Source organism: Nitratireductor sp. PBL-C9 (assembly GCF_050877045.1).
GTDB lineage: Bacteria > Pseudomonadota > Alphaproteobacteria > Rhizobiales > Rhizobiaceae > Nitratireductor > Nitratireductor aquimarinus.
This window is the reverse complement of sequence record NZ_JBPAXW010000002.1, coordinates 275,804-296,419: the sequence shown is the minus strand read 5'-3', so window position 1 is coordinate 296,419 and position 20,616 is coordinate 275,804. Positions and strand designations below refer to the sequence as shown.

The window sequence follows — 20,616 nt, the reverse complement described above, 5'->3', positions numbered from 1 at the left end:
ACGGATCGGCAGGCTTCCCGTCATTGTCGCGATTAGCACTTTCAATGTCTATGCTTCAGCCTCTCCCGTCAGACCATCTTTGACAACGTTCCGTCCTTTCGGACCAGCTGGTGATACATTGCCATAAACACATGCCCCGCGATCAGGACGAGCAGAAGCCATGCAAGCCACCCATGGAGGATGTTGGCCGGCGTGACCAGAAAATCTACCTGGACGCCAGTGGGTTGCAAAACATCGATGCCATAGATGCTGAGACCACGACCGCTTCCGATGCCTCTCAGTATGGCCAGCGAAGGCACCACGAGCATCAGCAGATACATCACCATATGCGCCGCGCCGATCAACCGGACCTGAACGGAAGAACCAGTGTGGTGCGGGCGATTGCGCCAATTGAAGATCCCCCAGCACGCGCGCAGAAAGGCCAAACCCCACAGCGTGAAGCCAACAGGCTGATGCGTGCTCCACATGAATGCCTGAACAGCGTTTTCCGTTTCAGCCAGACGCAGCATCGCACCACCAAACTGCCAGGCGAAAAGGAACGCCATTAGCCAGTGGAATGACTTGCTGATCACCCCGTAACCATCACTTGTATCTCTGAATGCCTGCATGAGCTCCAAATCCTGCACCTATGTTGCAGCGCAGCATTCAGCACGGACCAAACCCCGTTTCAAATTAACATTTGTCCATTCTCTTGAACCACGAGCAGGGACCGGATCAGCAACACGCGTGACCAGAGAGTTCCGGCGTGCTTTCCGTCGCCTCGGCGAGGCGGGTCAGACGGGAACCCCGTCCAACACCTTCTTCACCAGCCACTCCCGAAAAATCGCTGCCGTTGTGTCGTGCTCCGGCTCATGCAGCGAAAGCAGGAAATAGGCGCTGCCATCGGGGTGAAACCCCTGGGGACTGGCAAGCAATCCGGCGCGGATATCATCCTGAACAAGATGCCACGGCCCAATTGCCACCCCCAGACCCGCAACGGCCGCTTGCAAGCTGAAGTAGAAGTGCTCGAACTCCCGAGAGGCATTGGCTGCATGGGATTGGCCGGAAATATCGCCCCATACCTCCCAGGCTGACCGACGGGTGCGGGTATGAAGCAGCACTGCGGCGGCATTCATCCGATCGTTTTCGAAGAAAGTTGCAACCTTGTCGGGGCGGCAGACGGGACCAATCCGCTCTTCGAACAGATGCTGCGCAAAGTAGGTTCTTGGCCAAATGAAATCGTTGCGACGGATGGCGAGGTCGACACCTGATCCAAGGGATACAGGCCCGCCGCCGGCCAGCAGGCGAATATCCGCTGCAGGATGCTCCGCATGAAACTGCGGCATTCGCGGGATAAGCCAGCGCATCATTAATGTCGGCTCGCATGAAACAGTGACGGGTGCACTGACATGTTCAGCCTTGATGCGAAGAGCTTCTTCCTCGATTTGCCCGAGCCCCCGCGCCACCACATGTGCGAACCTGCGGCCAGCATCCGTCAAGAAAACCGCCCGATTGCGACGCTCGAACAACTGTGTCCCCAGATCATCCTCTAGCAGGCGCACGGCACGGCTCACCGCGCCATGCGTGAGATTCAAGCGTTCCGCTGCTTTGCTGAAACTCTCAAGTTCAGCAGCAACCCGAAAACAGGCAAGAGCCGGGAGCGATGTGACGTGCTGCCTCATACGTCATTAATTCTCACACATTCCGTCAGAAGTCATCGTTTTTGCCGGCATCCCCTTCGCGTTAACCAGGGAAAAAACGAGAGGATCCGCCTATGGCCGAATGGCTGGCCGTCATCACCATCACCACATTCGCCGTCATCAGTCCGGGGCCGGATTTCGCAATGGTTGCCCGCAATTCACTATCACTCTCCCGACGTGCAGGCATTTTGACTGCGATCGGCATTGGCGCGGGCGTGCTGGTTCATTTCGGCTATACGCTGCTTGGCATCGGGTTTTTGATCCGTGAAACACCGGCGTTACTTGGCGTGTTGAAGCTGGCCGGCGCGGCCTATCTGGTCTGGCTGGGCGCGAAGATGCTGCGCAGCTGCGACGCAGAAACACCAATCGCAGCGAATGAACCTGCCCTGTCTGACCTGGGCGCCTTGCGCATCGGCTTCCTGACCAACGCGCTGAACCCGAAGACAACGATTTTTATCGTCAGCCTGTTCATCCAGATCGTTCACGTGAATACGCCGCTGGCGACACGGATTGCCTACGGGCTGTATATCTCACTTGCCCACGTTGCATGGTTTGCTGTGGTCAGCCTGTTCCTTGGCGCGCCCCGTCTCCAAATGCGCATCTACAACCTCCGGCACTGGATAGACCGGATATTCGGCATATTGCTGGTGGGCTTTGGCATAGCACTGGCTGCGACCAATCTTGCCCCATGAGTTCAAGAGTCGCCTGACTGGGCGACACGACCGTCCGGCAGTTTTTGGCAGCCGACCGGCTTAAGGCTACGGCCTCGCACCATCACGATGGCCCACGCAAAACGTCCTCTTTGGGAGGCAGATCATGCGCCGGGTGCAGCCTAATCACGGAATGGAGCGCCGAATCTCCGTTTGGCCTGCCCCGTTCGGGCACTGCGGAACAGATACAGGGCACAGAGGGCCGTGGCTGACAGCGTCATGGCAAGGAAGGGCAACGCACCCCGGTTCATGCCCGGGAACATGAAGAAGACGATGGCTGCGCCGATGACCGCAGTCAGGCTGAGCGCGTTGCGCAATGTCAGCCGCCTCAGGAATGCAATGGTCAGAGCGCCCTGAATGCAGGCGAACAGGAAGGCATACTGCATCGTGATGCCGTAACTCACGCCGCGAGGGTGCCATCCTGTCAGGGGTGGCACAGCATACGCAATGAGCGCCAGTGAAAGCACGTAACCGATAAAAAGAAGAATGCTGACGAGAACGGTTCGGATCATCTCTCGCCCGACGACAACCTGATTGATGCACATCGCAGGGAGAACATTGAACATGATCCAGTGACTTGGCGGGAATGCGTAGAGCCCGTCCTCTTAACGGGTCTACGCATCTTTTTTAACGGCTCTATGGCCACGAGGCAATTTGAAGTCAGTTATTCTCCGGGTCGGTCTCTGCGGCAAAGGCGAGAACGGTAACCTTAAAGGCAGCGTACAAACTTGGAATGCCAATTATAACTGAGAGAATAATCACTTCGACATTACCGAACCCAAGCAAACCCGAAATTGACCAAACCGCAGCGATAGCGACCACGAGGATATGAAAAACGACAAACGTCGTGACGGCAAGGAAGCCAACCAGACTCCCAAAATTGATAACACGTTTCATGAGAAGCCCTGCCCGCGAAAGCGAGCATGAAAAAATCCCAGCCAAGCATGACTGGCAAAGTGGCTACACAGAAGCCTCCGTGCGCCGGTGAATTACCCCACACAAGCGGGGGATCAGTTCATGCGAATGACGGTGGAGCCCTTGCCCGACGAAAGAATGCGATCTCGGGCACACGACGCTGCTCAGATGGACTGAGTGCATGTGCCGCCTGCGGGAGCGAGTGACGGAGATCAAGAGAGCTTGCTATGAGAGCCTTATCAGCTCCACCCCCGTTGTTTCCAACAAGGTACCGGTGCTCTGACCGGGATCCAATTTCAGCAAAAGTGGCTCGGATAATCGAGCCGCTATGCATCTCTGAAGGCGTGATGCTTTGCTCACCGGCAAAGGCAATTGCCGGCGACAAACTCTGATACGCGCCCAGCTCCAGGCAAACAACAGCCAGAAGCAGGAGGCAGGCTTGGCGCAAGAATGCCAGCATCACCCAAAATGTTCCGAACGATTTCGGTTCGCTGAATGTGGCATGCGGGAAACGAGGGTACCAGCGAAAAACAACGCCCCACCGCTTTCACAGCCTTTCATGCACCACCATGTCGTAACCCGACACCAGGGACGGAACCGATCAGAGCATGTCAGAGGGCTTTCGGCGGAGACCAGTCAGGCGGGGCCATCTCGAATGACGTGAACTCGAACCCGGGAGCGACCGTACAACTGACCAGGGTGAATGCACCCGTGCTTACGGCTGATTGCCAACATCCGGCCGGCACCACGCATTGGGGACGCTCCCCGGCAGCGATATGGGGACCGAGCAGAGATTCTACGGCTGGCTCCCCCCGGCTCCGCAATACCGAGCCTCAATGGAGCGCCGGCATGAAAGAGCCAGATCTCAGAGGCATCGGTGACGCGATGCCAATGGGATTTCTCGCCCTCTTACAGCAAATAATAGATCGCGGTCTGGGCGGCTCGACCATTGATTCCCCGATCGCGGAATGTTTCCACATAGTGGCCGCCCTCAGGATGAGGCTGCATGCCAAGTGCCGAAATGATGTCGGCCGCTGAGGTGACCACCTTTCCGCTCATGTCAAATATTCTCCTTCATTTGCCCAGGTTGGGTAAAGACCTTTTTATAGGAGCCTGCCCCAAGGCGAGATGTTTGCAGATTGCCGGATCGGAGGCGCGAAAACCGGGCCTCTATGGATTTTCTGGCTTGCGCATCAGATTGAGGTTTTTAGCGGCCTGCACCATTGCTTCCATTGCATCAAGCAAGCTGTTTTTCGAACAAACACTCGTGATTTCAGCGTAGAATTCAGCATGAACTCTTGGCGTCGCAATAGACACAGAATGGAAAAATGGCTTCGATAGGTCAAATCCTATAAAATCATTATCTCGAATTACCTTTTTCATCAAAATCACAAATGGCAAATCCTCTTCCTTTGGAAGACCAACTCCATTCTCGAATGAACCTGCTTTCTTATATTCCCTGATCGAAGCGTCATGATACGCGAATATGACCTCTTCATTTTTCTCAGAAATTTCTGCGCAACTCAGCCCTGTGAGCTCAGCCTCTGTATAATGCCTTATTTCATGGGGGCGCGACAAAATGTATAGCGCCGCCGCAGAAGCGAAAGCAAAAAGAAGAGCACTTATAATAAATAGCTTCATTCGCCCAAATAAACTGCAGCAAGCTTCCCTGTCAAAGCCATCGAGTGCTAGGCGCACCCGCCCCTTGTGACCAACGACCCGGTCTACGAACGCGCTTCTTATTCGCGTCGCGATCAGTCACTGACCATCAGCGTGCCTGCAAAGCCTCACCTTGCGCAGATGGGCTGGCGCGATGCCCGCGGGCAAATGAAGGAAATTGCCAACATAGGCCCTTGGCAAACCACGCGACTCTCTGTACTGAACGGTACAGACCATACCTATCATTACAGTGAAGTGACTATGCTTACATTTTTTACGCGTCATCAACCCGCTCAACCCGCCAAGGCCGTCATAATGGCCGGGATCGGCGGGCTTCTGGCCATTGGCGCGGTGGGAGCGCTCAGTGTCTATGCGAATGCCCCGCTCATCATGGCCCCGTTCGGCGCGAGCTGTGTCCTTCTGTTTTCGGTGCCGGCGAGCCCCCTGTCGCAGCCGATCAACGTTGTCGGCGGACATCTACTCTCGACCATGGTGGGGCTGGCTCTGAGGATGGCCTTTCCGAACGAATGGTGGGCGGCCGCAATTGCAGTGGGGCTTGCAATTGCTGTCATGGCTGCATTGCGGGTTACGCATCCGCCGGCAGGCGCAGACCCGCTGGTGGTATTTTCCAGCGATCCCGAATGGGACTTCCTTTTCATGCCGACCCTTGCCGGGGCCGCCATGCTGGTGGGCGCGGCCACACTGTTCCACCGGGCGAACGGCACGCCCTATCCCATGGAGAAGGTCTGATGGCCCGACTGGTGGCGGAGCGGAGCGATGTCATTCCGGTGCTGGCGGAAGTGTTTCGGCGCTACGGATATGACGGCGCGAGCGTTGCCCGCATCACCGAGCACACAAAGCTCGGCAAGGGGAGCCTCTATCACTTCTTCCCCGGCGGGAAAGAAGAAATGGCAACGGCGGTGCTGGCGGATGTTCATGGCTGGTTCGAGAACAACATCTTCGTTCCGCTGGAAGAAAAAGAACCCGAGATCGCGCTGGCCAGCATGTTCGCTGCGGTTGAGGATTATTTCGATTCAGGCCGGCGCATATGCCTGGTGGGCGCATTTGCACTGGAAGAAACGCGCGACCGTTTTGCAAGCGAGGTGAAAACCTATTTTGCCAGATGGATTGAAGCTCTTCGCAGGGCGCTTGAAGGCGTTGGCTTCGATGCAGAGGAGGCAGGTCGCAGGGCGAACTCCATAATCGCCGGCATTCAGGGCGCCATCATTCTGGCCAGAGCGCTTGACGATACGGAGAGCTTTTCCGGTTCACTCGGTCAGCTGAAGGGTATGACCGTGCGGGACGGAGCCCCTCCCCAAAAGCCTGCGTAATGCGAGGCCCGGCTTCCACCGGCACAAGGCGCTCAACAGGACACGCACTTGGAGCGTTTCGCCGTCCCTGGCATTGCTCGAATCCGGAGGCGCATGTCAGGACGCCTCAGGCTTTGAACGCGAAACCCGCTTGACCTTCTCGCGAATGGTCTGAAAGACGACATAGAGTGCGGGAATGACGAAGATGCCAACGGCTGCCGCCGCAAGCATTCCACCGGCCACCCCGGTGCCCACGGCGCGCCGGCTGAGCATGGAAGCCCCTTCTGCCGTTACCAGCGGGATCAGGCCGGCGATGAAGGCGAAACTCGTCATCATCACCGCACGGAACCGCGCGCCCGCCCCTTCAATCGCGGCATCAAGGATGGTTGCGCCATGCTCCCTGCGATCCTTCGCGAACTCGACGATCAGGATGGCGTTCTTGGCAGCCAGCGCGAGGAGCACGATCAACCCGATCTGCGCATACACGTTGAACGGCAGCCCCGCCAGAAGCAGAGAGATTACCGCGCCAAGCACGCCAAACACGACGGATAGCAGAACAGGCACCGGAATGGTCCAGCTCTCATAAAGCGCGACCAGGAACAGGTAGGCGAAAAGGACAGCCATGGCGAGGATGACGGCCGTCTGTCCGGATGCCTGTTTCTCCTGCAACGCGGTTCCCGTCCATTCATACCCGTAACCGGCGGGCAGTGAACTGGCGGCCACCTCTTCCATCGCCGCAAGAGCGTCACCAGTGGAGTAACCCGGTGCGGGGTTTCCGCTGATCTTGGCCGCCCTCAGATTGTTATACCGGCTCAGGACCAGCGGCCCGACCGTATAGCTCACTTTGGAAAAGGCTCCAATTGGCACCATCTCGCCCGTGGATGAGCGCACCTGAATGCGCGCAATGTCATCGACCGAGTTTCGGTTCTCCTCGATGGCGGAGACCTGCACCTGCCAGGAGCGACCAAACAGATTGAAGTCGTTCACATAGGCGCTGCTCAGCGTGGCCTGCAGCGCGGCGAACACATCGCTCACGCGGATGCCCAGCGAATAGGCCCGCTCCCTGTCAATATCCAGGAAGAGCTGCGGGCTCTCGGCAGAGAAGGTCGTGTAGACCTGCGACAGGGCCGGATGCTGGTTGGCCGCAACGGATACGGCCCGCGCAACAGCCGCCAGATCAGCGGGCGAGCGCCCCTGCGTATCAGTGATCTGCAGCTCAAATCCCGAACCCGACCCGAGCCCCATGATGGGCGGAAGATTGAACGCGAGCACCTGCGCTTCACGTTCGGAAAGCCCATAGAGATTGGCCGCGTCGATCGCGCTGAACACGGTCGTTTCTGCCGTCGTCCTGTCCTCGAAAGGCTCCATCGAGACCAGCGCAAAGGCCGCATTGGATTTGGCCGCGCCATCCAGGATCGAGAAACCGACGACACTCGTTACGCTTTCGACACCCGGCAGCCCCTTCAGCATGTCCTCCACGCGGCGCTGGGCAGCGGCCGTGCGATTGACGGAAGCCGCCTCCTGCAACCGCGTTTCAACGAGGAACGAGCCCTGATCCTCGGCAGGAAGAAAGCCGGTCGGCGTCTTGTTGAACAGGTAGCCGGTCAAAAGAGCAGCCGCCACCAGAAGCACGATCCCCAGAACCGCGCGCCGGGCGATTGCACCGGCGACCCGGGCATAGCCATTCCGGGTCGTGTCGATCTGCCTGGACAGCCAGCCCATGACGCCGCGCTTTGGCCCGTGATGCGGCTTCAGGATGATGGCGCACAGCGCGGGAGACAGCGTGAGCGCGTTCACGGCCGAAATCACCATCGAAACGGAAACCGCAACCGCGAACTGCTGGAACAGCTGCCCCGAAATACCGGGGATGAATGCGACCGGAACGAAGACGGACAAAAGCACCAGGGTGATCGCGACGATTGCGCCCGTGATCTGCCCCATGGCAGCCCGCGCCGCATCCGCCGGCGACATTTCCGGGTTCTCCTCCATCTTGGCTTCGACGGCTTCCACAACCACGATAGCGTCGTCGACCACGATGCCAATCGCGAGAACAAGCGCAAGAAGCGAAACCGTGTTCAGGGAGAAACCCATTGCCAGCATGACAGAGAACGTGCCGACAAGAGCGACGGGAACCGCCACCAGAGGAATGATGGTGGCCCTGAAGCTGCCAAGGAAGACAAACACCACGATGATGACGAGTATGAAGGCCTCGATCAGTGTGTGCTCAACAGCCGTGATGCTGTCCTGAACGAACTCCGAGCTATCGCCAATGATGTCGTATTTGATGCCATCGGGGAAATCGGCTGCGGCCTCTTCCAGGATCACCTTGATGTTGTTGGCAGCGTTGAGCGCATTGCCGCCGGGGGCGAGATAAATGCCGATCATCGTCGCAGCCACGCCATTGTAGCTGGCCGAAACATCGGAATTCTGCGCGCCAAGCTGGACATCGGCGACATCACCGACCCGCACGACCGAGCCATCCGGGTTGGAGCGAATGATGATCCTCGAAAACTCCTCCGCATCGCTCAGTCTGCCGGTCGTGGTGACATTCAGCTGCAGACTGGGATCGTCCGTCATCGGCTGCCCGCCGACCCTGCCGGCAGCAGCCTGAACATTCTGGGTGCGAAGGGCAGCGATGATATCCGCCGGCACAAGCCCCAGCGCGGCCAGCCTGTCGACATCGAGATTGACCCGCATGGAGAACTGGTTAAGCGCAAATAGAGACGCATCGCCGATGCCCGGAACGCGCTTCAGACGATCGATCAGATTGATGCGGGCATAGTTGGTCAGCGTTTCGCCGGTGACCTGATCGTCGCTTGCATAAAGCGTTATGCCCATCAGCAGGGACGTCGACTTGGCGGCAACGCGCACGCCGATCTGATTGACTTCCGCCGGCAGAAGCGGCTCTGCCAGAGCCACGCGGTTCTGCACGTTGACGGTGGCGATATCCGGATCCGTGCCGACCTCGAAGCTCACGGACAGGATGTACGTCCCGTCCGCGCCAGACGTCGACTGCATGTAGATCATGTCGTCGACACCGGTGACCTTGTCTTCGATGATCTGCGCAACCGTTTGCTCGGTCACTTCCGCGCCCGCCCCCGGATAGCTGGCGATCACGGAAACCTGCGGCGGAACGATATCGGGAAACTGCTCGACGGGCATGCGCGCCAGAGCGAGCAGACCGCTCAGGAAAAGAACGATCGATATGACCGCAGCGAGGCGCGGCCGGGAGATGAATACATTGGCAATCATGGATCAGCTCCCCGAAGCTAAAGCTGCATCCACCACAATTCCTGGCCGAACCTTGTTCAGACCATCCGTGATCACATTCTCACCCTCTGTGACCCCCGTTCTGATAACGGAACGCCCGCCAACGGTTCGATCGATCTCGACCCTGCGCTGCTCGACGACATTCTCGCCATTCACGACCATCACATAGGTGCCGCTCAGATCGTGAAGCACGGAGCGCTGATCCACAGTGAGCTGGGGTTCCGGCTCGCTTGCCGCGAGTACGACGCGAACCAGTTCCTGATCCAGCAAAACGCCATCGGCATTGTCAAAGCGCGCGCGGAGATTGATCGAGTCCGTGCCGGGACTGACCGTGCTTTCAATGAAGTCGAGATCTCCCGGCAGCGAATACTCCGACCCGTTTGCGAGCACCAGGTTTACAGACGCTTTGGTGCTGGCCGCCCCTGCCTGAACGCGCTCGGAATAGTCACGATAGACCGCGGTTGGCACGGGAAAGATAACGTGGATCGGATCGAGTTGCGTGAGCGCGACAAGGGGGCCGCCCTCAGGACCGATGAGCGCACCTTCATCAACTGTCGCAGCGCTAAGACGCCCCGCAAAAGGCGCTTCCACACTGGTGTAAGAGAGATTGAGTTCCGCCCGCTCCAGAGCCGCACGCGCCCGAATGAGCGCGCCATCGGCATTGCCGAGATTTGCAATGGCGTTGTCCAGCATGGCCTGCGACGTGGCCTGCCGCTTGACCAGTTCCGCCTGCCGCTCCCTTTCAAGCTCGGCAGACTTTTGCAGCGCCTCTGCAGACCGCACAGCGCCTTCCGCTTCTTTAACGGCGGCGGCATAAAGGTCATCATCAATCTGGAAAAGGATATCGCCCTTGTTCACCCGATCACCCGGCTGAAAATCGATGCTCTCCAGGGTTCCGGCGACACGCGGCCTGATGGCCACACGCTTCTCCGCCTCAAGCCGACCGTTGAAGACAGCGGTCTCCCCGACATCCACCAATGCAACGGGTTCCACGACCACCGCCGGCGGCGGCATGTCCTGAGCGACCGAGTTTGCAGAACCGCCCATCAGGAACAGCGCGGAAAGGAGCAATGCCCCCGTTGCGTTGCGCCCTCTGTCAAACCTCAGACCGGACACGCGACTGCTGCGGTTTCTGGACATCTAACCCCTCCCTCCGGCCTCAACCGGTGCCACCCCAAGGCGCAACACGGTTTCGCTAATATAAACGGCTAATTAAACAATATACGGCGCAACCTCAGAGTCCAGAGGATGCGCAATTTTGCTTTTTTGATCGCTGGCGACGATCACCGCGCGCTCATCGGCAAGCGAAACGGCCACCTCGTCATACATGCAGCTCATCTCATGCACGGGGATACGCTGCACGGCATCCGTCCGGCCCGTGCCGTCACATGAAGCCCGCGCCCAGAGCCCTGGTGCAACGTCCCGCGGCTCGCCGGAGCGACATCATGCTTTTCAACCTGACCGACCACGACCGCACCACCCAGGTTCGCACAATCTGCTTCGCATCGATGAGAAACGATGGCGCGGAGAAGTGAGAAGGCGTAAGATACGCTCCATTCACTGATCCGGGCCCAGGCCGCCAGCGCGGCCATTTCGAGGTTCTCACTTTGCATTTCCATTCCGGGGAATGTTCTCGCACCACATACGCCTTTCCGGCCACCGGGGACGGTCTTGAGACCTTAGGCACATTTTTCACGTCAGGGCGGTGGCGGCATGCCGTTTGATATTCGAACGCCACATGCACGCGACCTCGAAGCGCTGCTTGCGATTGAGAATGCAGCGTTCCCCGGCGACAGGCTGTCGCGCCGCTCCTTGAGACGCCTGATGGAGGCGAAGAGCGCCATCATCTGTGCGACCGAGGAAGACGGGCGCATCATTGGCTATGCGCTGGCGTTGACCCGGCGCACCAGCACCATTGCGCGGCTTTATTCCATCGCGGTTGATCCTGCCGAAAGCGGCAGGGGCGTGGCGGCGGCTCTGCTTCTGGAACTCGAACGCCGGGTGCTGGACAGGGGCCTGCGCGCGGTGCGGCTGGAAGTGCGGGAAGACAATAAAGGGGCGATCCGGCTCTATCAGCGCGCCGGCTATCACCCATTCGGCCGATACGAGAATTACTATCAAGACGGCATGAGCGCGCTTCGCTACGAAAAGGCGTTACGCGCTTTCAACACGGAGAGCGGCCCCAGATGAGTTGGGTCATCCTGACAGGCAAGAAAGGCGACCTCGACGAGACCGCCACCCCTTACAAGATCATCACCAATCGCGATTACCTGGCGCATCCAGCCCTGTTTCGGGGCCAGCGGCCGAAAATCATCAACTTGTCGTCCAGCTACGCCTATCAGAGCCGCGGATATTATGCATCGCTGCTGGCGAGCTCTCGCGGCCATCGCGTCATTCCCTCGGTCGAAACCATGATCGACCTGTCGGCGCGCAAACTCTATGAAAACGCACTTCCCGAACTGGAGCAGGCGCTCAATCGCTGCCGGGCGGAGACAGGCGGCGTCTTTCCTGCAAGCGTCAGCGTGTTCTTTGGCATTGGTCCCGACAGGGGCTGGGAGCGTTTTGCAAAACTCCTGTTCGACTGGTTTCGCGCTCCCGCGCTCGAAGTCGCCATCAAGGACGGAGAATGGGCGACGATCACGCGCATCGGCTTTCGCCCGCTATCGCGCATGAGCGCGGCGGAGAAAGAACGCTTCACCGCCTCCCTGCACAGCTATACCAGCCGGCAGTGGCGCGACAGCCGCACCCGCGTTCCGGCACGCTACAGTTTCGCAACGCTGATCGACCCGCGAGAGGAACTGCCGCCATCGAGCGTGGCCTCATTGAAGCACTGGTCGCGCATTGCTGCCCGGATGGGCGTGGAGGTGGAGCCGATCACGCGGAAGGACCTGCCGCGGCTGGCAAATTTCGACGCCCTTTTCATCCGCGAGACAACGTCCATCTCCAACCACACATATCGGTTTGCACGCCGTGCGCAGCAGGAAGGGATGCCGGTCATCGACGATCCTCTCTCGATGATCCGCTGCACCAACAAGGTCTACCTGAACGAGTTGATGGCAACGCACCGCGTGGCGGTTCCGCCGACCGTGATGATTGCCGGCCCCGCCGATCTTGAACGCGCGGCTGACCTGCTGGGTTTTCCGCTGGTGCTCAAAACGCCAGACAGCTCGTTTTCGCGCGGCGTGAAGAAGGCCTCGAACATGGCCGAATTGAAAACACTGGCGATGAAATGGCTGGAAGATTCCGACCTTCTCATCGCGCAGAAGTTTCTGCCGACCGCGTTTGACTGGCGCATCGGGGTTCTCGATGGCGAGCCCCTCTTCTCCGTGCAGTATCTCATGGCGAAGAAGCACTGGCAGATCGTCAATCACGAGCGGCAGGGCCGTCCCGACGAAGGGGGCTTCCGCTCGTTCCGACTGACCGAAACGCCGGCTGACGTTCTCGATACCGCAGTGCGCGCCGCCCGCTGCATCGGAAGCGGCCTCTACGGCGTCGACATCAAGGCGACACCGGAGGGCATTCACGTCATCGAGGTCAACGACAATCCCAATCTGGATCACGGCTGCGAGGATGCCGGAGAGAAAGACGAAGTCTGGACCCGTCTGACACAGTGGTTCATCGACCGGCTGGAGCGCTGAAAAACATCTCTGCGGCCAGTCACCTGCCCGACTGGCCGGGCAGGTTGTTTTGACGCCCACGCCCGGTAAGGGGCTCGGGCAGCCGGGGGCGCGTCAGAGCGTGACCCAGCCTTCCGGCGGCTCCTTGCCGGGATGCACCGTTCCGCAGTTCGGGCAGGTGCGGTCTTCTTCCGAAGCGTAAAACTTCTTGTAGACCGGCGGCAGGTCTTCGACGATGGACTGAAGCTGCAGCTCGGCGCGATGGACCAGCGTTCCGCAATCGAAACAGTACCATTCGACCGCGTCCAGCTCTCCCGGCTGCCGTTTGGGCTCGACCACAAGGCCGATGGACCCCTCCTGGGGCCGCTGTGGCGAGTGGCGGACATGCGGCGGCAGCAGGAAGATTTCGCCCTCCCGGATCGGGACGTCGTAGAATTCCTCGCCGTCATAGATCTTGAGAACCATATCCCCTTCGAGCTGGTAGAAGAACTCTTCCACCGGATCGTCGTGATAGTCCGTGCGTTTGTTCGGCCCGCCAACGACGGTGACCATCAGATCGGCATCCTCCCAGATCTGCTGATTGCCGACCGGCGGCTTGAGCAGATGGCGGTGCTCGTCGATCCAGGCCTTGAAGTTGAACGCTTTAAGTCTCGACATGGAAACCTCCCTGTTTGCCCTCAGCTTGCTGCAAAGCCGGCAGCGCCTCAAACGTGAACCGGCTATGCAGCTATCGAAAATGGGCATACCCGGCCCGCTCCTGGCTTTCGACAGCCACCGCAGTGCAGCGATGAAGCCAGGGGCCGGGGACGCGCCCCGGCCAGATGCCCAAAGGTTTAAAGCAGCAGCCCGCTGCTCTCGAACGCCGCGCTGGTTGCGGCTTTCTCGGCTTCCGTCAGTTCGAGCATCGGATGACGCACGCGCCCACCGACCTGACCGAGAAGTTCCTGCCAATATTTGCCGTGTGCAGTGGGCTTGCCGCCCGGCTTGGTGCTGCGGATCGCTTCGCGCACCGGGTTGAGGCTGTCGCGCACGCGGCGCGCCTCGGCGAACTTTCCGGCAAAGGCCAGCTGCGTGTATTCATGCATCCGCCGGTCATTGGCGGTCTGGAGCAGATAGGGCGGAGAGGAGCAGAGATAGAGCTGCCAGCCCAGCTCCTCGATATTGTCCAGCCACTCATCCTCGGCCGAGGTGGAAACGAGGATCTTGTCGCCGACCATCTGCGTCAGACGCACATACATCTCGCGCGGGACCGAATATTTGATCGCCATGATGTTGGGCAGTTCCGCCACGCGTGCGCAGGTCTCCGGCTCCATGAGATAACCGCTGTCGGGATGGCTCCACATGGCGATGCCGATATCCAGCCGGTCGCAGAGATATTTGTAATAGTTGTAGAGAACCTCATCGCGGTCGTGGCAGAAGCTCAGCATCGGCGCATGAACGACAACATAATCGGCGCCACACGCTTCCGCGTGACGGCCAAGCTCGACGACAGTGTCCACATTCTGATCCGAAATGGACATGATCGTACCGGCCTTGTCGCCGCATTCGTCGGCGGCCACCGTCATGTTGCGCTTGCGCTCTTCAAGCGACATGGACCAGAATTCGCCCTGCTTGCCAGCCACGAACAGCCCCTTGATCTCCAGATCATCGATCCAGTGCCGGATGTTCCGGCGCAGTCCGGCTTCATCCATAGCCAGGTTCGCATCGAAGGGGTTCAGCGCAGCGGCCCAGATGCCCCGCATTGTTTCGCGCGCATAGGCCTTGGCTTCATGTTTGGCGTATTTCATTTGCTGTCGTTCCTGGCTGGCATGCAGTTTGGAAACCGCCCGAGATGGCGGAAGATGCTGCCAACACAATCCTGAACTGGCCGCGAAACCAAACGCATTGCGCCGAATTGGATATTCAAAAAATCTATATCAAGGCCGCGTGCATTTACTTTATACGTGATCACTGGTTTCAGGAGGCTTGGATGAAGATCGGCATAATCGGCGACGGCGCAATCGGACGGTATGTGCGCCGGCAACTTGATGAACGCGGGATCACAACCAGTGTCCTGATGGTGCGCCCGGCGCGCCTGGACGAGGCCACCGATGACGGGATTCTCCGTGTGGCCAGCGTCGAGACGTTGCCGGCGGATGTCGATCTGATGGTCGATTGCGCGGGACACGCGGCGCTGAGCGAACACGGCCCCGCAATACTCCGCAGTGGCCGCGATCTGGTGACCGTGTCGCTTGGCGCACTGGCTGACACCGCCCTGCTGCGGGCACTGGAAACCGCCGGCGCGCAGGGCTCTGCCCGGCTTCATCTTGCAAGTGGTGCGATTGGCGCGCTCGACTGCCTTCAGGCGGCATCGGTTGGCGGGCTGGATGCAGTCACCTATGTCGGAAGGAAACCGCCATTGGGATGGAAGGGATCGCCCGCCGAAAACGTGCTCGACCTCGATGCGCTTCAAAGCGCCGGGATCCATTTCGAGGGAACGGCAGGCGAGGCAGCGACGCGCTACCCGAAGAATGCCAATGTGGCAGCCGCAGTGGCGATTGCCGGTTTGGGGTTCGACGCCACGAAGGTCAGGCTCATTGCCGACCCGGCAGTGTCCGCCAACATTCATGAGGTTCACGCCGAGGGTGGCTTCGGACAGTTTTCCTTCCGCATCGAGGGCCGCGCGCTGCCTGACAATCCCCGTAGCTCAGCCCTTGCCGCCATGAGCGTCGTGGCCGCGATCATGCGGCAGCGGCAGACCGTTACGCTCTAGGCAGGGAGGCGAGTCTCGTGATCACGCGTCATTCCCGCATCGTCGAGCGCGCATTGACCCGCCTGAAGCTGCGTCAGCTCCGGCTTCTCATCGCTGTGGGACAACACGGCAACATCCAGAACGCGGCGCGCCATTTGGGCATCTCACAGCCCGCCGCCACCAAGATGATTCAGGACCTGGAACTCGACTTCGAGGTGAAACTCTTCGAGCGCACAAATCGCGGCGTGGTTCCGACCGTTTTCGGCGCATCGCTGATACGGCACGGCAAGCTGATCTTCGCGCAGGTTTCAAACGCCGCGCAGGAACTCGATGATCTGAACGAGGGCAACAGCGGGCGCGTCGTGGTCGGCACGCTTTTGGCAGCCTCGCCGACCCTCCTGCCCTTCGCCATCGAGAAGCTGTTGCAGGAACGGCCCAAAGTGGCGATCAAGATCGTCGAGGGCACCAACGAAGTTCTCATGCCCGCACTGCTCTCCGGCGAGATCGACATGGTGGTCGGTCGCCTGCCCAGCCACAGGCATCGCTCAAAGGTCGAGCAGGAAAAGTTCTTCGATGAACGCGTCGTGGCCGTGACCGGGACACAGCATCCGCTGGCGCAGCAGAGTTCCGTCACCTTCGAGCAGCTCATGCCCTTCGGCTGGATACTCCCGCCGCTTGAGACGACCCTGCGGCGGCAGACAGATCAGTATTTCGTGCGGCAGGGGCAATACACCCCGCCCACGGCCATCGAGTCGATCTCCTACCTCGCCAACCGCACATTGCTGCAAACGCATGATTTCGTCGGCCTCATGCCAGCCCATGTGGCGTCACTCGACATCGAACACGGGCTTCTGGCCCGCATCGACTGGGCCGTTCCCTTCGGCGCCGGTCCGGTGGGCGTTTCGCACCGCGGCGAGCAAAGCCTTTCGCCCGCAGGCGCCGCCTTTCTGAACGTTCTGCGAAAGGTGGCCACGGATATCTGAGCGCTGGCCGGCAGACGCCTGCTATCACGCAATCGGATATCCGTATTTGGTCAATTTCCTTGAGAACATACCTGCCCGAATGAGACCTTTGCCCCGAAATACAGTCTTACGAGGGCATGATGAGCACCTATCCGGAACTACACCTCTATATCGGTGGAGAGTGGCGCAAAACGGCAGATGACCTTCCGGTCGTGAACCCCGCAACCGAACAGGAAATCGGCCGATTGCCGCATGCAGACATTGCCGATCTGGACGATGCGCTGGCCGCCGCGCAGGAAGGCTTCCGCGTGTGGAGCCGGACCGCGCCCAGAGACCGTGCGGACATCATTCTCAGGGCCTCCGCGCTCATGCGCGAGCGGCAGGAAGAGATCGCACAGTCGATCACCGCCGAACATGGAAAGCCGCTCTCTCAGGCGCGGCTGGAAGTCATTCGTGGCTGCGAGTTCCTGGAGTGGGATGCGGGCGAGGCAGTGCGCACCTATGGCCGTGTCATCCCGTCTGCTCCGGGCGTGCGCTACATGGTTCATCACCAGCCCATCGGCGTGGTTGCCGGTCTTTCGCCGTGGAACTTTCCGATGAGCCAGCCGGCGCGGAAGGTTGCAGGCGCGCTCGCCTCGGGGTGCTCGATCATCCTCAAGGCTGCGGAAGAGACGCCGGCCGGCGCGCTGCACATCGCCCGCGCGTTTCATGATGCCGGCCTTCCCAAAGGCGTTTTGAACCTCGTCTTCGGCACGCCCGCCATGATTTCCGATCACCTTATCCGGCACGACGCGGTGCGGCTCGTCGCCTTCACCGGATCGACGGCGGTGGGCAGGCAGCTGACGACGCTCGCTTCCGAACACATGACCCCGGTGCTGATGGAGCTCGGCGGGCACGCGCCCGTGATCGTCTGCGAAGACACGGATGTGCAGAAGGCCGCGATCAGCGGTGCGGTTCGCAAGATGCGCAATGCCGGACAGGTCTGCACGTCGCCCACGCGCTTCTTCGTGCATGAAAGCATCTTCGACGAATATGCCGATGCCTTCGTGAAACGCGCTGCTCAAACCTTGGTTGGAAACGGCGTCGAGCCGGGTGTCGAAATGGGGCCGCTGGCCAATGAGCGCCGCCTCCCCGCGCTCAGTGCTCTGGTCGAGGACGCCCGCGCCAGGGGCGCCGAGGTGCGCACCGGCGGCGCACGCATGAGCAATGCCGGGTATTTCTTCCAGCCGACCGTTCTGGTGAACGTCCCCGACGATGCCAGGGTAATGCAGGAAGAACCGTTCGGCCCGCTGGCCGTCATCAATCCGGTAAGCTCGCTGGACGAGGCGATTGAGAAGGCCAACTCGGTGCCTTACGGCCTCGCAGCCTATGGGTTCACCAACCGCGCCGACTATATCGACCGCATGACCGACGGCGTGGAGGCGGGCAACCTCTCCTTCAACACACTGGAGGCCTCTTTGCCGGAAACGCCGTTCGGCGGCGTGAAGTCCAGCGGCTATGGGCGCGAAGGCGGCACCGAGGGCCTGCACAACTACATGGTCGTCAAGAACGTGTCGCACAGCATGACGATTGTTTGATCCGGGTGCGGGTGCGCGCCGCCAACCGTGAGCGCACCCGCCAATCCCACGGCTCCTCACCCGCCGATATTCGCTTTCCCCTCAGGCCCGCGACTTTCCACCGGCTGTCAAATCACCGTCGCACGCCTCCGCTAGGAGTCTGGGCATTTGCCGAGACAGGTCGGCTCGGTCCAGCACAAAGCCAGAGGAATGCCGTCATGAAAAAGCAGGATATCGTCAATCTCTCCTGGGATGAATTCGATGAAATGCGCGATCCCCGCCCCGATGCCAATGGCTTCGATGCGGTTGTCGAGCGCGCTATTTCGCGCCGTGGCTTTCTGGGCGGCGTGCTTGCCTTCGGCTCTGCCGCAGCCGTGATGGGCAGCGGAGTTCTCTCCTCCACCACCTCCGCAAAGGCGCAAGTCTCAGCCTTCGCGTTCGAGCCGATTGGCATCGCCACCGACCACGACATTCACGTCCCGAAAGGCTACGCCTGGAAGACGCTGGTGCGCTGGGGCGATCCGCTTTTCAAGGAAGCCGAGGGCGCCTATTCGCCGGAAACGGGCGTGTCCGTCGACATGTCCGACAAGGTGTTCGGTGAGAACACCGACGGCATGGAAACCTTTGTCGATGGCGACAAGACGATCCTCGCGATCAATTCGGAATATGTGAATCCGAAAATCAACCTGCCGGCCGCCTCCGAAGGCATGCCGCAGAACGCCGATGAAGTGCGTCTTCTCAAGAACATGCAGGGCGTCACCGTGCTCGAGATCGCCGACAGCGGCGACGGCTATGAAGTCGTGCTCGACAGCCCCTACAACCGTCGCATCACCCATGAAACGCAGATGACGATGGACGGCCCCGCCGCCGGCTCCGATCTGGTCAAGACCAACGCAGATCCTGAAGGCGTTTCGCCCAAGGGCACGATGAACAATTGCGGCTCCGGCAAGACGCTCTGGGGCACCTATCTGACCTGCGAAGAAAACTTCAATGGCTATTTCGGTGCGACCGCCGAGCGTGAAGCGACGGAAGGCGAAAAGCGCTACGGCATCGGCGGCGAAGGCCGCTACGCCTACGAAAAGTTTGAAGAGCGCTTCGACCTCGCAAAAGAGCCCAACGAGCCGAACCGCCATGGCTGGGTCACGGAGATCGACCCGCGCGACCCGTCCTCCACCCCGGTCAAGCACACCGCACTCGGCCGCTTCAAGCACGAAAACGCCGAGATGGTGCAGGCCGCCGACGGTCGCATCGTGGTCTATATGGGCGACGACGAGCGCGGCGAGTTCATCTACAAATATGTCTCCGACAAGAGCTGGGCCGAAGGCCAGCCGACCGATGGCCTGCTGTCGAACGGCACGCTCTATGTCGCAAAGTTCAATGACGACATGACCGGCGAGTGGCTGCCGCTGACCCCGGAAAGCACGGGCATGGAACTGGCGGACATTCTGGTGTTCTCGCGCATGGCGGGCTCCAAGGTCGGCGCGACCACCATGGACCGCCCCGAATGGGTTGCCGCAAACCCGCTGCGCGTGGAGGTGTATTGCGCTCTCACCAACAACAAGAACCGTGGCGTGAAGGCCAATGCCGGCGGTGATGAACAGCCGGTGGGCGGCCCCAACCCGCGCGAGACAAACAATTACGGTCAGATCGTGCGCTGGCGCCCGGCTGGCGAAGACCATGGCGCAGACGGCTTCACCTGGGATCTCTACGTCATGGCCGGCAACCCGACCGTCTACGACAACGTCTATGCCGGCTCGGAAAACGTCAACGAAGGCAACATGTTCAACTCGCCCGACGGCATGGCCTTCTCCTCCGATGGCATGCTGTGGATCCAGACCGATGGCGACGACAGCAATGAAGGCGAGTTCGCTGGCCAGGGCAACAACCAGATGCTGGTCGGCAATCCCGAAACCGGCGAGATCGCCCGCTTCCTGACCGCGCCGAACGGCGCGGAAGTGACCGGCCTCAGCTGGTCGCCGGACGGCAAGGTCGCCTTTGTCGGCATCCAGCATCCGGGCGGCAACTGGCCGGACGGAAACGGCAAGCCGCGCTCGGCGGTCATCGCGGTCTGGCGCGAAGATGGCCAGGCCATCGGCTGATTGCCCGCTGCCTGCAGATCAGAAAGGGGACGTCCTGCGGGGCGTCCCCTTTTGCATGCGGGGGCGAATTCGGAGATGGCGCACCATCCCGCTCACTCTCTTGACCCG

General features: G+C 60.2%; 18 protein-coding genes and 1 pseudogene. 9 read left to right on the top strand and 10 right to left on the bottom strand.

From position 1 onward, the window contains the following. Positions 1–68: 68 nt before the first annotated feature. Both ACRTG1_RS05340 and ACRTG1_RS05335 read right to left on the bottom strand, forming a co-directional pair. The gene (locus tag ACRTG1_RS05340) at positions 69–608 is read right to left on the bottom strand and encodes a cytochrome b (protein ID WP_206544519.1); all 540 of its coding nucleotides are present in this window, start codon (positions 606–608) and stop codon (positions 69–71) included. A gap of 165 nt (positions 609–773) precedes the next feature. Continuing rightward, positions 774–1,661, bottom strand: a complete 888-nt coding sequence (locus ACRTG1_RS05335; RefSeq protein WP_113154027.1) for a LysR family transcriptional regulator — start codon at positions 1,659–1,661, stop codon at positions 774–776. 92 nt (positions 1,662–1,753) lie between these two features. Between ACRTG1_RS05335 and ACRTG1_RS05330 the strand changes: the two genes are divergently transcribed. After that, positions 1,754–2,371: a LysE family transporter gene (locus ACRTG1_RS05330; RefSeq protein ID WP_317088870.1), complete on the top strand. Its 618-nt coding sequence runs from the start codon at positions 1,754–1,756 to the stop codon at positions 2,369–2,371. Between the two features lie 140 nt (positions 2,372–2,511). On the opposite strand, the gene ACRTG1_RS05325 is transcribed toward ACRTG1_RS05330, so the two are convergent. From ACRTG1_RS05325 to ACRTG1_RS05310, 4 genes and pseudogenes are all read right to left on the bottom strand, one after another. Continuing rightward, positions 2,512–2,955 (bottom strand): hypothetical protein, encoded by a 444-nt coding sequence (locus ACRTG1_RS05325; RefSeq protein WP_432515861.1) that lies wholly within the window; start codon positions 2,953–2,955, stop codon positions 2,512–2,514. A 94-nt stretch (positions 2,956–3,049) separates the two neighbouring features. Continuing rightward, entirely contained in the window at positions 3,050–3,286 is a 237-nt protein-coding gene (locus ACRTG1_RS05320) for a hypothetical protein (protein ID WP_113154024.1), read from the bottom strand. 629 nt (positions 3,287–3,915) lie between these two features. Next, positions 3,916–4,363: pseudogene (locus ACRTG1_RS05315) on the bottom strand (cupin domain-containing protein). A gap of 111 nt (positions 4,364–4,474) precedes the next feature. Next, complete coding sequence (locus tag ACRTG1_RS05310) at positions 4,475–4,945, bottom strand: hypothetical protein (RefSeq protein ID WP_432515860.1); 471 nt, start codon at positions 4,943–4,945, stop codon at positions 4,475–4,477. A gap of 279 nt (positions 4,946–5,224) precedes the next feature. Here ACRTG1_RS05310 and ACRTG1_RS05305 point away from each other — a divergent pair, with 279 nt between their 5' ends. Both ACRTG1_RS05305 and ACRTG1_RS05300 read left to right on the top strand, forming a co-directional pair. Next, the gene (locus ACRTG1_RS05305; RefSeq protein ID WP_432515859.1) at positions 5,225–5,713 is read left to right on the top strand and encodes an HPP family protein; all 489 of its coding nucleotides are present in this window, start codon (positions 5,225–5,227) and stop codon (positions 5,711–5,713) included. After that, entirely contained in the window at positions 5,713–6,294 is a 582-nt protein-coding gene (locus ACRTG1_RS05300; RefSeq protein WP_206544514.1) for a TetR/AcrR family transcriptional regulator, read from the top strand. The genes ACRTG1_RS05305 and ACRTG1_RS05300 overlap by 1 nt, the downstream gene beginning before the upstream one ends. A 96-nt stretch (positions 6,295–6,390) precedes the next feature. Here ACRTG1_RS05300 and ACRTG1_RS05295 read toward each other — a convergent pair whose 3' ends face one another. Next, positions 6,391–9,525, bottom strand: a complete 3,135-nt coding sequence (locus ACRTG1_RS05295; RefSeq protein WP_206544513.1) for an efflux RND transporter permease subunit — start codon at positions 9,523–9,525, stop codon at positions 6,391–6,393. A 3-nt stretch (positions 9,526–9,528) separates the two neighbouring features. Further along, positions 9,529–10,683 (bottom strand): efflux RND transporter periplasmic adaptor subunit, encoded by a 1,155-nt coding sequence (locus ACRTG1_RS05290; protein ID WP_432515858.1) that lies wholly within the window; start codon positions 10,681–10,683, stop codon positions 9,529–9,531. Between the two features lie 573 nt (positions 10,684–11,256). Between ACRTG1_RS05290 and ACRTG1_RS05285 the strand changes: the two genes are divergently transcribed. Further along, positions 11,257–11,733 (top strand): GNAT family N-acetyltransferase, encoded by a 477-nt coding sequence (locus ACRTG1_RS05285; RefSeq protein WP_432515857.1) that lies wholly within the window; start codon positions 11,257–11,259, stop codon positions 11,731–11,733. Beyond that, entirely contained in the window at positions 11,730–13,181 is a 1,452-nt protein-coding gene (locus ACRTG1_RS05280) for a RimK family protein (RefSeq protein ID WP_297561153.1), read from the top strand. Before ACRTG1_RS05285 ends, ACRTG1_RS05280 begins: the two co-directional genes overlap by 4 nt. Before the next feature lie 93 nt (positions 13,182–13,274). On the opposite strand, the gene ACRTG1_RS05275 is transcribed toward ACRTG1_RS05280, so the two are convergent. Next, positions 13,275–13,817 (bottom strand): 3-hydroxyanthranilate 3,4-dioxygenase, encoded by a 543-nt coding sequence (locus tag ACRTG1_RS05275; protein WP_206548671.1) that lies wholly within the window; start codon positions 13,815–13,817, stop codon positions 13,275–13,277. A gap of 176 nt (positions 13,818–13,993) precedes the next feature. Then, the gene (locus tag ACRTG1_RS05270) at positions 13,994–14,947 is read right to left on the bottom strand and encodes a dihydrodipicolinate synthase family protein (protein WP_206548672.1); all 954 of its coding nucleotides are present in this window, start codon (positions 14,945–14,947) and stop codon (positions 13,994–13,996) included. A gap of 44 nt (positions 14,948–14,991) precedes the next feature. Here ACRTG1_RS05270 and ACRTG1_RS05265 point away from each other — a divergent pair, with 44 nt between their 5' ends. From ACRTG1_RS05265 to ACRTG1_RS05250, 4 genes are all read left to right on the top strand, one after another. Next, a complete protein-coding gene (locus ACRTG1_RS05265; RefSeq protein ID WP_432515856.1) occupies positions 14,992–15,912 on the top strand; it encodes an aspartate dehydrogenase in 921 nt (306 codons plus the stop codon). 17 nt (positions 15,913–15,929) lie between these two features. Further along, positions 15,930–16,874 carry a LysR substrate-binding domain-containing protein gene (locus tag ACRTG1_RS05260; protein WP_206548674.1) on the top strand — a complete coding sequence of 315 codons (945 nt, stop codon included), beginning with the start codon at positions 15,930–15,932 and terminating at the stop codon, positions 16,872–16,874. 119 nt (positions 16,875–16,993) lie between these two features. Next, positions 16,994–18,430 carry an NAD-dependent succinate-semialdehyde dehydrogenase gene (locus ACRTG1_RS05255; RefSeq protein ID WP_206548675.1) on the top strand — a complete coding sequence of 479 codons (1,437 nt, stop codon included), beginning with the start codon at positions 16,994–16,996 and terminating at the stop codon, positions 18,428–18,430. Between the two features lie 197 nt (positions 18,431–18,627). After that, positions 18,628–20,508, top strand: coding sequence for a PhoX family protein (locus ACRTG1_RS05250; RefSeq protein WP_297564322.1), 1,881 nt, complete (start codon positions 18,628–18,630; stop codon positions 20,506–20,508). The last annotated feature ends 108 nt before the right edge of the window (positions 20,509–20,616 follow it).

Coding starts and splice junctions, on each gene's coding strand:
- ACRTG1_RS05250 (WP_297564322.1), top strand. CDS start 18,628: ATGAAAAAGCAGGATATCGTCAATCTCTCCTGGGATGAATTCGATGAA.
- ACRTG1_RS05285 (WP_432515857.1), top strand. CDS start 11,257: ATGCCGTTTGATATTCGAACGCCACATGCACGCGACCTCGAAGCGCTG.
- ACRTG1_RS05325 (WP_432515861.1), bottom strand. CDS start 2,955: ATGTTCAATGTTCTCCCTGCGATGTGCATCAATCAGGTTGTCGTCGGG.
- ACRTG1_RS05340 (WP_206544519.1), bottom strand. CDS start 608: ATGCAGGCATTCAGAGATACAAGTGATGGTTACGGGGTGATCAGCAAG.
- ACRTG1_RS05310 (WP_432515860.1), bottom strand. CDS start 4,945: ATGAAGCTATTTATTATAAGTGCTCTTCTTTTTGCTTTCGCTTCTGCG.
- ACRTG1_RS05270 (WP_206548672.1), bottom strand. CDS start 14,947: ATGAAATACGCCAAACATGAAGCCAAGGCCTATGCGCGCGAAACAATG.
- ACRTG1_RS05280 (WP_297561153.1), top strand. CDS start 11,730: ATGAGTTGGGTCATCCTGACAGGCAAGAAAGGCGACCTCGACGAGACC.
- ACRTG1_RS05255 (WP_206548675.1), top strand. CDS start 16,994: ATGAGCACCTATCCGGAACTACACCTCTATATCGGTGGAGAGTGGCGC.
- ACRTG1_RS05300 (WP_206544514.1), top strand. CDS start 5,713: ATGGCCCGACTGGTGGCGGAGCGGAGCGATGTCATTCCGGTGCTGGCG.
- ACRTG1_RS05275 (WP_206548671.1), bottom strand. CDS start 13,817: ATGTCGAGACTTAAAGCGTTCAACTTCAAGGCCTGGATCGACGAGCAC.
- ACRTG1_RS05320 (WP_113154024.1), bottom strand. CDS start 3,286: ATGAAACGTGTTATCAATTTTGGGAGTCTGGTTGGCTTCCTTGCCGTC.
- ACRTG1_RS05290 (WP_432515858.1), bottom strand. CDS start 10,683: ATGTCCAGAAACCGCAGCAGTCGCGTGTCCGGTCTGAGGTTTGACAGA.
- ACRTG1_RS05295 (WP_206544513.1), bottom strand. CDS start 9,525: ATGATTGCCAATGTATTCATCTCCCGGCCGCGCCTCGCTGCGGTCATA.
- ACRTG1_RS05305 (WP_432515859.1), top strand. CDS start 5,225: ATGCTTACATTTTTTACGCGTCATCAACCCGCTCAACCCGCCAAGGCC.
- ACRTG1_RS05335 (WP_113154027.1), bottom strand. CDS start 1,661: ATGAGGCAGCACGTCACATCGCTCCCGGCTCTTGCCTGTTTTCGGGTT.
- ACRTG1_RS05330 (WP_317088870.1), top strand. CDS start 1,754: ATGGCCGAATGGCTGGCCGTCATCACCATCACCACATTCGCCGTCATC.
- ACRTG1_RS05265 (WP_432515856.1), top strand. CDS start 14,992: ATGGCGGAAGATGCTGCCAACACAATCCTGAACTGGCCGCGAAACCAA.